At 70.1% G+C, this 9,249-nt stretch carries 11 protein-coding genes; 10 read left to right on the plus strand and 1 reads right to left on the minus strand.

What is annotated here, in order from left to right; translation table 11 throughout:
* The 7 genes from ACT6XY_RS21285 to ACT6XY_RS21315 all read left to right on the plus strand — a co-directional run.
* On the plus strand, nucleotides 1-193 hold a 193-nt coding region (locus tag ACT6XY_RS21285; RefSeq protein ID WP_444750309.1), incomplete at its 5' end, for a hypothetical protein.
* A gap of 75 nt (nucleotides 194-268) precedes the next feature.
* A complete protein-coding gene (locus tag ACT6XY_RS21290) occupies nucleotides 269-568 on the plus strand; it encodes a flagellar hook capping FlgD N-terminal domain-containing protein (protein ID WP_444750310.1) in 300 nt (99 codons plus the stop codon).
* A gap of 9 nt (nucleotides 569-577) precedes the next feature.
* The gene (gene flgE / locus ACT6XY_RS21295; protein WP_444750311.1) at nucleotides 578-1,834 is read left to right on the plus strand and encodes a flagellar hook protein FlgE; all 1,257 of its coding nucleotides are present in this window, start codon (nucleotides 578-580) and stop codon (nucleotides 1,832-1,834) included.
* On the plus strand, nucleotides 1,831-2,151 hold the full coding sequence (locus tag ACT6XY_RS21300) for a hypothetical protein (RefSeq protein WP_444750312.1): 321 nt from the start codon (nucleotides 1,831-1,833) through the stop codon (nucleotides 2,149-2,151). The genes flgE and ACT6XY_RS21300 overlap by 4 nt, the downstream gene beginning before the upstream one ends.
* Nucleotides 2,148-2,597 (plus strand): flagellar protein FlgN, encoded by a 450-nt coding sequence (locus ACT6XY_RS21305; RefSeq protein ID WP_444750313.1) that lies wholly within the window; start codon nucleotides 2,148-2,150, stop codon nucleotides 2,595-2,597. Before ACT6XY_RS21300 ends, ACT6XY_RS21305 begins: the two co-directional genes overlap by 4 nt.
* A 33-nt stretch (nucleotides 2,598-2,630) precedes the next feature.
* Nucleotides 2,631-4,373 (plus strand): flagellar hook-associated protein FlgK, encoded by a 1,743-nt coding sequence (gene flgK, locus ACT6XY_RS21310; RefSeq protein WP_444750314.1) that lies wholly within the window; start codon nucleotides 2,631-2,633, stop codon nucleotides 4,371-4,373.
* Between the two features lie 13 nt (nucleotides 4,374-4,386).
* Nucleotides 4,387-5,298: a flagellin gene (locus ACT6XY_RS21315; RefSeq protein WP_444750315.1), complete on the plus strand. Its 912-nt coding sequence runs from the start codon at nucleotides 4,387-4,389 to the stop codon at nucleotides 5,296-5,298.
* On the opposite strand, the gene ACT6XY_RS21320 is transcribed toward ACT6XY_RS21315, so the two are convergent.
* Entirely contained in the window at nucleotides 5,286-5,945 is a 660-nt protein-coding gene (locus ACT6XY_RS21320; RefSeq protein ID WP_444750316.1) for a TetR/AcrR family transcriptional regulator, read from the minus strand. The two genes, ACT6XY_RS21315 and ACT6XY_RS21320, sit on opposite strands and share 13 nt — an antisense overlap.
* A 102-nt stretch (nucleotides 5,946-6,047) precedes the next feature.
* Here ACT6XY_RS21320 and ACT6XY_RS21325 point away from each other — a divergent pair, with 102 nt between their 5' ends.
* From ACT6XY_RS21325 to ACT6XY_RS21335, 3 genes are all read left to right on the plus strand, one after another.
* The gene (locus ACT6XY_RS21325; protein WP_444750317.1) at nucleotides 6,048-7,565 is read left to right on the plus strand and encodes an efflux transporter outer membrane subunit; all 1,518 of its coding nucleotides are present in this window, start codon (nucleotides 6,048-6,050) and stop codon (nucleotides 7,563-7,565) included.
* Between the two features lie 53 nt (nucleotides 7,566-7,618).
* Complete coding sequence (locus tag ACT6XY_RS21330; RefSeq protein ID WP_444750318.1) at nucleotides 7,619-8,839, plus strand: efflux RND transporter periplasmic adaptor subunit; 1,221 nt, start codon at nucleotides 7,619-7,621, stop codon at nucleotides 8,837-8,839.
* Nucleotide 8,840: 1 nt separating this feature from the next.
* The coding region (locus ACT6XY_RS21335; RefSeq protein ID WP_444750319.1) for an ABC transporter ATP-binding protein at nucleotides 8,841-9,249 on the plus strand (409 nt) is incomplete at its 3' end.

A 9,249-nucleotide genomic window follows, 5' to 3' on the forward strand; every position in this document is an offset into this window, starting at 1 on the left:
GGCGAGCGCTGAACCCCCGGCGCATCTTCCCCTCCAGGCCTTCCCGCGCCCCACGCCGCTTTGCGGCAGGCTTCCACGTTTCAGATCCGCAAGCGCGGGTCATCTTTCATTAACTTTTGAAATCACTGGCTTTTCTTCGCCAGTGGTGCGCCAGAATCCGCGCCTGAAATCCCTTTCCCGACCGTTCTACTAGCGACGCCACACCACCCGTCGTCGCCACGAAACCCCGGCCTCCGCCAGCGAGTCCGGGCAACGGTCGAGGTTTGCCATGAGCATCAGCGCTCTCTCATCCACCAGCACGACGAGCAGCACGAGCACGTCCTCCTCGACATCATCGTCTTCGAGCTTCTCCAGCGACGATTTCCTCACGCTGCTGGTGGAGCAGCTGCAGAACCAGAACCCGCTCGATACGACCGACACGAGCGAGCTGATGAACCAGATGATGTCCTATGCGAGCTACGACCAGCAGTCGCAGACGAACACGACGCTGAGCGAGCTGTCGTCAACGGTGTCGAGCCTGTCGTCGACCGTCTCCAGCATCGCCTCCAAGCTCGACATCTCGGCCTGAGGTGGCGCCATGAGCCTCTCCGGCGCCCTCAATTCGGCGGTCTCCGCCCTCTCCGCGCAGAGCACCGCGCTGGCGATGATTTCCGACAACATCGCCAATGCCAGCACCTATGGCTACAAGACCTCGTCGGCCAGTTTCGAGAGCCTGCTGACGGGCACCTCGTCCTCGACCTATTCGGCGGGCGGCGTGGCGGTGAGCACCGTCTCCAACATCTCCATGCAGGGGCTTCTGACCTCCAGCACGACCGCCACGAACATGGCGATCGACGGCAGCGGCTTCTTCGTCGTCACCACCGGCACCGACAGCGCCAACACCTCGTACACCCGCAACGGCGCCTTCACGGTGAACGAGAGCGGCTACCTGACCAACGGCGAGTACTACCTCCAGGGCTGGCCGACCGACGCGGAGGGCAACGTCACCGGCGGCACCACCGCCAGCGCGCTGGAGTCGATCAACACGACGGCGCTGTCGAGCATCGCCGCGGCGACGACCGAGATGAGCATGCAGGCCAACCTGCCGGCGGAGGCGGCCACCAACGCCACCTTCACCAGCGAGGTCGAGATCTACGATTCGCTCGGCACCGCCGCCAAGACCACGGTGACCTGGGAGAAGACCGGCGAGAACGCCTGGACCGCTACCTTCTCGAACCCCACCAGCACGGACGGCACGAGCACGCTGGGCACGGTGACGAGCGATCCGATCACGATCAGCTTCAACGCGGACGGGACACTCGCCAGCACCTCGCCGAGCCCGCCGACGCTCACCATCGCCAACTGGACGACCGGCGCCGCCGACAGTTCGGTGACCCTCGACATGGGGTCGGCGGGCACCGCCACCGGCCTGTCACAGCTCTCCACCAGCGCGGAGACGCTCGGCGTCAGCCTGGAGACGGAACAGGACGGCGTGAGCTTCGGCAGCCTCACCGGCGTCTCCATCAGCGACGGCACGGTCTATGCGAGCTACGACAACGGCACGCAGCGGGCGATCTACAAGGTGGCGGTGGCGACCTTCAACAATCCCGACGGCCTCACCGCCGAGGGCAGTGGGGTCTATTCGGCGAGCACCGAGTCGGGAGCCAGCACGCTGAACATCGCCGGCACCAACGGTGCCGGGACGGTCGTCGGCAGCAAGCTGGAGGCGAGCACCTCCGACACCAGCACCGAGTTCTCCAACATGATGTCGGCGCAGCAGGCCTATTCGGCGGCGGCGCAGGTCATGTCGGCGGCGAACAAGATGTACGACACGCTCATCACAGCCGTCCGATGAGCCGCGCACCGACAGGCCGCGTGGCGGTGGACCCGCTGCTCCAGAGGCTGGAGCGGGCGCGGCGCCATGCCCGCACCCGCTTCACCCGCGATCCGGGCGCGACACCCGGCGACCGGGCCGCCCGCCTCGAACTGGCGGCGCTCATCACCGACCTCGACGCCATCCTGCGCGACCTCAGGGCGGCGCGGGGCGTGGTGCGGGCGCAGCTCGACAGCCTCCTCGCCAAGGCGCGGGCCGGCGACGCCTATCGCCGCACCGCCGCCCTCAGCCCCGCCGCCGACGGGCGCCGTCCGGCCTTTCAAGGACCGTTCCGATGACCTCCCTGACCCCAGACCAGATCGACGCCATGGTGATCCGCATCGTCACCCTCCTCGACGCGATGACCGAGGTCATCCGCGAGGAGAACGCCCTGCTCGCCGAGGGGGTGCCCGCCTCCCGCACCGAGGCGGTCGGCCGCAAAGCCTCGCTCGCGGCCGAACTGGAGCAATGGACCCTCGCGGTGCGCGAGAGGAAGCTGCGGCTGGAGCAGGCCGATCCGGAACTGCGCGGCTGGATGAAGCGGCGCGGCGCGGACCTGCAGGCCGCGATGAACGAGAACGTCGCGCGGCTGGAGGCGGCCATCCAGGCGAGCCGCCGGCGCATCGAAGCCGTCATGCGCGCCATGCGGGAGCAGGTCACGGACCGCGGCGCCTACCAGGCGAACGGTCGCGTCACCACCCATGCGCGGCCGGCGCCGGCCGGGATGCTCGGCCGGCTCGTCTGAGCCCGGCTGCCGGGGAGGGCGGGGGAGGAAGCCATGTCCTTGTCGTCGATCCGCAGCATCGCGACCTCGTCGCTGTCCGCGGCCCAGTACCAGATGGGCGTGACCTCCTCGAACGTCGCCAATGCCGACACCGAGGGCTACACGCGCAAGACCGCGACCCAGGCGGCGGTGGTGACCAGCGGCGTCGGCACCGGCGTGACCATCAGCGCCGTGACCAGCAGCGTCGACAAGTACCTCGTGAAGGACCTCGTCGCCGCCGCGAGCGCGCTGGGCGCCGCCGAGGCCACCGCCGCGTTCACCGACAGGCTGCAGGCGCTCTTCGGCTCGACCTCGGGCAGCGAGGACGGCGGCACCTCCCTGGCGAGCAGCTTGGTGACGCTCGAATCGGCCATCGCTTCCCTCGCCGCCACGCCGGAAAGCGACACGCTGAAAGCGCAGGCGGTGGACGCCCTCGACGCGGTGACATCGCAGCTGCGGGAGACCTCCGCGGGGATCCAGGGGCTGCGCGCCGATGCCGACGGTCAGATCGAGGATGCGGTCACCACCGTCAACGACGCGCTGAAGACGATCGCGAGCCTCAACGACCAGATCGCCGCGGCCTCCGCGCGCGGGGAGTCGACCGCCGACCTCGAGGACCAGCGCAACACGGCGCTGCAGGCGATCGCCGCCGAGATGGACGTCTCCTATTACGTCAATTCCGACAACCAGATGCGGATCTACACGGCCGGCGGCACGACGCTGCTCGACAGCAAGGCGCACGAGCTCTCCTACAGCGCCGCCGGCACCGTGACCGCCGACACCGTGTTCGGCGCCATCACGGTCGACGGCAAGGACGTGACCGGGCAGATCGGGTCCGGCGCCATCGGCGCGCTCCTGACGCTGCGCGACGAGACGCTCCCCGCGAGCCAGGACGCGCTGGACGCGCTGGCCGGCGGCATGATCGACCAGCTCAATGCCGCCTACAATGCCGGCAGCGCGGTGCCGGCGCCGGAGACCCTGACGGGCTCGGCCAGCGTCACCGGATCCGACGCCTTCTCCGCCACCGGTACGCTGCGCGTCGCCCTGACGGATGAGGAGGGCGCCCTGTCCTCCTATGCCGACCTCGACCTCTCGGCCTACCAAAGCATCGACGAGGTCGTCTTCGCCCTCGACGCCATCGACGGCCTCTCGGCCTCGCTGGATTCCGGTGGCCATCTGGTCGTCTCCTCCGAGACGGCCGGGCTCGGGGTGAGCCTCGCCGACATCGGCGTCTCCGTCGGCGGCACGGGGGAGGGGTTCTCCGCCACCTTCGGCCTCAACGACCTGCTGACCGGATCGGGGGCGGCCGACATCGCCGTTCGCAGCGACATCCTCGCTGCGCCGGGAACCCTCGCCACCGGCGGCCTCAGCACCGATGCGACGCTGACGACGGGCAAGACGGTCGTCAGCAGCGGCGCGAGCGCCGTGGCGCAGGCGCTGAGCGAGGCCCTGACCGGCGAGACGGCGTTCGACGCGGCGGGGCGCCTCGCCGGCGGCGGCAAGACCTTCGCCGACTATGCCGCCGCGGTCGTCGCCGACGCGGCCAGCTTCGCCACGTCAGCCACGTCCGACCTCACCAGCAAGGAAACGGTGCATCAGACGCTCACCGACCTCTTCGCCTCGCAGACCGGCGTCAACCTCGACGAGGAAACCGCCCGGCTCAGCGAACTCGAGCAGCAGTATTCGACCGCCGCCCAGCTCCTGCAGGTCCTGAACGCCATGTTCGACGCCCTGCTCGAAGCGGCACAGTCGGCCTGACGGGGAGGGCGCCATGGCCATGCGGGTCGCGACCTTCGCCATGAACGACCGGATGCTCTCCGCCTCGCTCAGGACGCAGGCGAAGATGTCCGAGTTGCAGGTCCAGGAGGCGACCGGACAGGTGTCGACCGACTATGGGGGCCTCGGCAGTGCCGCCACGCGGGTCCTTGATCTCGAGGTCTCGCTCGCCCGGTCGAAGACCTATGCCTCCTCCGCCGAGGAGGCCAACGGCCGCGTCCAGGTCATGTACGACCAGATGTCGACCATGACCGATCTCCTCACCGAACTGCGCGCGCGGGTCACCGCCGCCGTCGGCACCAACAGCACCGACACTTCCGACGAGAGCCTCGCGACCGCCGCGGCCAGCGCCCTGGACGACCTCGCGGGGCTTCTGAACGTGCGCTACGAGGGCCGCTATCTCTTCGCCGGCAGCGCCACCACCACGGCGCCGGTGGACCTCGAAACCTACGCTCCCGCCGACCTCGACACCGCCGACACCAGCTACTACCGCGGCAACGGGACGGTCACGTCCGTGCAGGTCTCGGCGGAGCGGACGATCGCCTACGGGGTGACCGCCGACAACACGGCCTTCGAGGAGATGATGCGGGCTGTGAGCGCGTTGTCGAAGGTGGATGGCGACACGACGGACGCGGAGATGGAGGCGATCTCGGCGCGACTCGTCTCGGCGCTCGACAAGGTGACGGCGGTGCAGTCCGGGCTGTCGCTGGCCTCGGCCGCGCTGGAGCGGGCGGCGACCGCCGAACAGGATTACCAGTCCTACGTCTCGGAATCGCTGTCGGGCCTGACCGGCGTCGACGTGGCGGCCGTCACCGTCCAGCTCACCGCCTACGAGACGCAGCTCCAGGCGTCCTACGCGGCGGTGGCCAAGGTGCAGGGCCTCTCGCTGCTCGACTACCTGCGCTGAACCCCGCCCGCCGGGCGATAGCCGGCCCCGCGCACGAAGATCGCGATGGCGGCCTCGATCCGCGCCGCGCGGCCGAGCCCCTCGCCGTGGGGGGCGCGCTGCATCATCGCGCCGAACATCATGTCGAGGAGGACGCCGGCGGCGAGGCGCGGATCGGCGACGTCGAGGATGCCGCGCTCGACCTGCATCGCGATCCAGGCGGCGAGGTCGGCATGGGCGACACGCGGGCCGTGGGCAAGGAGAATGTCGCGCAATTCGGGGAAGGCTCCCGATTCCGCCACGATGAGGCGGATGAGCCCGTCGCGCTGGAGCGCCTCGGCCTCCGGCGTGTCGACGCGGAAGATGCGGCGGATGGCGACGTCCGGCGGGTCGTCGTCCTCGTGCGGCAGGGCGAGCACCGAGCGCCGGTGCTCCTCCACCAATGCGGCCATGAGCTGGGCCTTGCTGGCGAAGATCTCGTAGAGCGTCTTCTTGGACAGGCTCGCCCGCCGGGCCACCCCGTCCATGGTGGTCGCGCCATAGCCGACCTCGTCCAGCAGCGCACGTGCCGCAGCCAGCGCCCGGCGGCGCTGGTCGTCGGGCGCGAGGCGGCGGGGGCGACCGCGCCGCGCGGCCGCGACAGGCTGTGGAGGACCGGCTTCAGGCACGTCCTGACCCTTTCGTGATGAGGCCTGGGCCTCTAGCGTCATTGACCATAGGCGATCTTTGCGATTAAATAAACTCTTCAGTTTCTGATTGTTTCCGAGGCCATGGCTGCTCTCCGCCCCGTCCTGTCTCCCGTCCCGGACGGCAGCCCCTCCGGCCTTCCGCGCCGGTTCGGCCGTCGGCTTTTGTTCGTCGTCGCGGTGGCCACGGGCCTCGGCGGCTGCGTCGTGGGGCCCGATTACCAGATGCCCGGCACGGCGCTCTCTGCCCATCACGCCAATGCCCGCCGGGCGGCGCCGCTGCGCCCGGGCGAGCTGACGGACTGGTGGAAACGCTTCGGCGATCCCACCCTCGACGCACTGGTGACGGAGGCTCTCGCCGCCAATCTCGACGCCGCCGCCGCCAAGGCGCGCATCCGCGAGGCACGCGCGACGCGCCGCCAGACGCTGGCCGGGTTCTTCCCCCAGGTCGACGGCGGGGTCTCCTCCACCCATTCGCGATCCAGCGCCTCATCCTCCGGGGTCAACGTCACCTCGAACCTCTACCAGGCGGGCTTCGACGCGAGCTGGGAGCTCGACCTGTTCGGCCAGACGCGGCGCGGGGTCGAGGCGGCCGACCGGGGCATCGAGGTGGCCGAGGAGAGCCTGCGTACGACGCTCCTCACCCTCGCGGGCGACGTGGCGCAGAACTACGTCGAGGCCAAGGGGTACCTTGCCCGGATCGGCCTCGCGCAGCGCACGGCCGCGATCCAGCGGCAGACGGCGGCGCTGACCCGCGCCAAGTTCGAGGCTGGCGCCTCCTCCGCCGTGGACGTGGCCAAGGCGACGGCGCTGGCCAGCAGCACCACCGCCAACATCCCGACGCTGGAGACGGCGTTTGCCGCCTCCGCTCACCGCATCGGCGTGCTGATGGGCCGCGAGCCCGCAGCCATCGTCGCGCGGCTGAGGCGCAGCGCCACCATTCCGTCGCCGCGGCGCAACCTGCCGCCGGGCGTGCCGGCCGACGTGCTGATGATGCGTCCCGACGTGCGCCTCGCCGAGCGCCAGCTCGCCCAGTCCACGGCGCGCATCGGCCAGGCGGAGGCGGCGCTCTATCCCAGCGTGTCGCTCACGGGGTCGCTGCGCACCAGCGGCATCCGCATCGGCGATCTCGGCAACGGGTCCTCGCTCGCCTGGTCCTACGGGCCGTCGGTGTCCATCCCCGTCTTCAATGCCGGCCGGCTGAGAGCCGCGGTGGAGGTGCAGGAGGCGCAGCGCGACCAGTATTATGCCGCCTTCCACCAGGCGGTGCTGAATGCGCTGGAGGATGTCGAGAACGCTCTTTTGGGACTCGCCCAGCAGCGCATCCGCTACGGAAGTCTCGCCACCGCCGTCCGCAACTACCGCGAGGCCGGCCGTCTCGCACGCGTCCTCTACAGCCAGGGCGCGTCGAGCTTCCTCGAGGTGCTCGATGCCGAGAGGTCGCTCTACGACTCGGAAGATTCCCTGCTGCAGAGCCAGGTGCTGATCGCCACGCGTTTCATTTCCCTCGGCAAGGCGCTCGGCGGCGGGCCCGCCGGCCCTATCGACGCCTCGCGTCCGCTGGTCGTGGACCGCGAGACCGGCCCGCGGCCGGCACGCTAGCCGCCGACTCCATCCCTGTTTCCGGGAGCCCGGCCACGGCCGGTGATCTGCCTTTGAACCGCAAGCTCATTCTCGTTCTCGCCCTCGTCGCCGCCGCCGGCACCGCCTATGCGCTGCGCGACCGCCTGAACCCTCCGTCTGCCTCCGCAACTCTCGTCACGGCGGCGGCCGCCACCGGCGACGTCGAGGTGACCGTGCTCGCCAGCGGCACGCTGAAGCCGGCGCGGCTCGTCGCGGTCGGTGCCCAGGTCTCCGGCCGCGTCCTCTCGATTCCGGTCGCCGTCGGCCAGGCGGTGAAGAAGGGCGACCTGATCGCGGAGATCGATTCCCTCACGCAGCAGAACACCCTGAGCAGTGCCGAGGCGGCGCTCGCCAACACCCGCGCCCAGCGCGAGGAGAAAGCGGTCATCCTCGCCTATGCCGAGCTCAAGCTGGAGCGCCAGCGGACCATGCTGGCCCAGACCGCGGGCTCGCGCGCCGATTTCGAGACGGCCGAGCAGACGGTCAAGCAGACCCGCACGCAGATCGCCCAGCTCGACGCCCAGATAGCCCAGGCGCAGGTCTCGGTGGCGACCGCCCGGGTCAATCTCGGCTATACCCGCATCACCGCGCCCATCGACGGCACCGTCCTTTCGGTAACGGCGCAGGAGGGGCAGACGCTGAACGCGGCGCAGACGACGCCGACGGTCGCCGTCCTCGGGCAGGTCGACGTGATGACCGTCAAGGCCGAGATTTCAGAGGCCGACGTCGTCCGGGTCAGGGTCGGGCAGCCGCTCTACTTCACCATCCTCGGCGATCCCGACCGGCGCTTCGCGGCCAAGGTGGAATCGATCGATCCCGCGCCGGAATCGATCAAGAGCGACAGCAGCTTCGCCTCGACCAGCAGCACCGGTTCGTCCAGCACGACGAGTTCCACCTCGTCCTCGGCGATCTACTACTACTGCCAGTTCAGCGTGCCCAACCCGGACGGGGTGCTGCGCACCTACATGACCGCCCAGGTGGTGGTGGTGCTCGGGCAGGCAAAGGGCGTGGTGACCGTGCCATCGGCGGCGGTGACGCCGGCCGCGGGAGACCGTCCGGCGAGCGTCAGGGTGGTGGATGCGGCCGGACAGGTCGCGGTGCGGCCGGTGACGGTCGGCCTGGACAACAAGGTAACCGCCGAGATCGTGTCGGGCCTCGCCACGGGCGAGCGTGTCGTCACCGGCCAGCGCCTGCCCGCCACGGCGACGGCGGGGCGCCCGGGCGGCGGGCCGCCCCCTCCGATGGGGCTCTGACATGGACGGCCCCCTGATCCGCCTCAGCGGCATCAGCCGCGACTTCCAGAGCGGCGAGCAGACGATCACGGTGCTCAAGGACGTCGATCTCAAGATCCGCCGCGGCGAGATGGTGGCGATCATCGGCGCTTCGGGCTCGGGCAAGTCAACGCTGATGAACATCCTCGGCTGCCTCGACCGGCCGACCCGCGGCAGCTACGCCATCGACGGGCAGGAGACCGCCGCCCTGTCGCCGGACGACCTCGCGGACCTCCGGCGCAACCATTTCGGCTTCATCTTCCAGCGCTACAATCTGCTCGACGAGCTCACCGCCCTCGGCAATGTCGAGATTCCCGCCGTCTATGCCGGCGTGGCGCGCGGCGAGCGGCACGCGCGGGCGGCGGCGCTGCTCGGCCGGCTCGGCCTCGCCG

This window comes from Phreatobacter sp., assembly GCF_052440005.1.
In the GTDB taxonomy this organism is placed as follows: Bacteria; Pseudomonadota; Alphaproteobacteria; order Rhizobiales; family Phreatobacteraceae; genus Phreatobacter.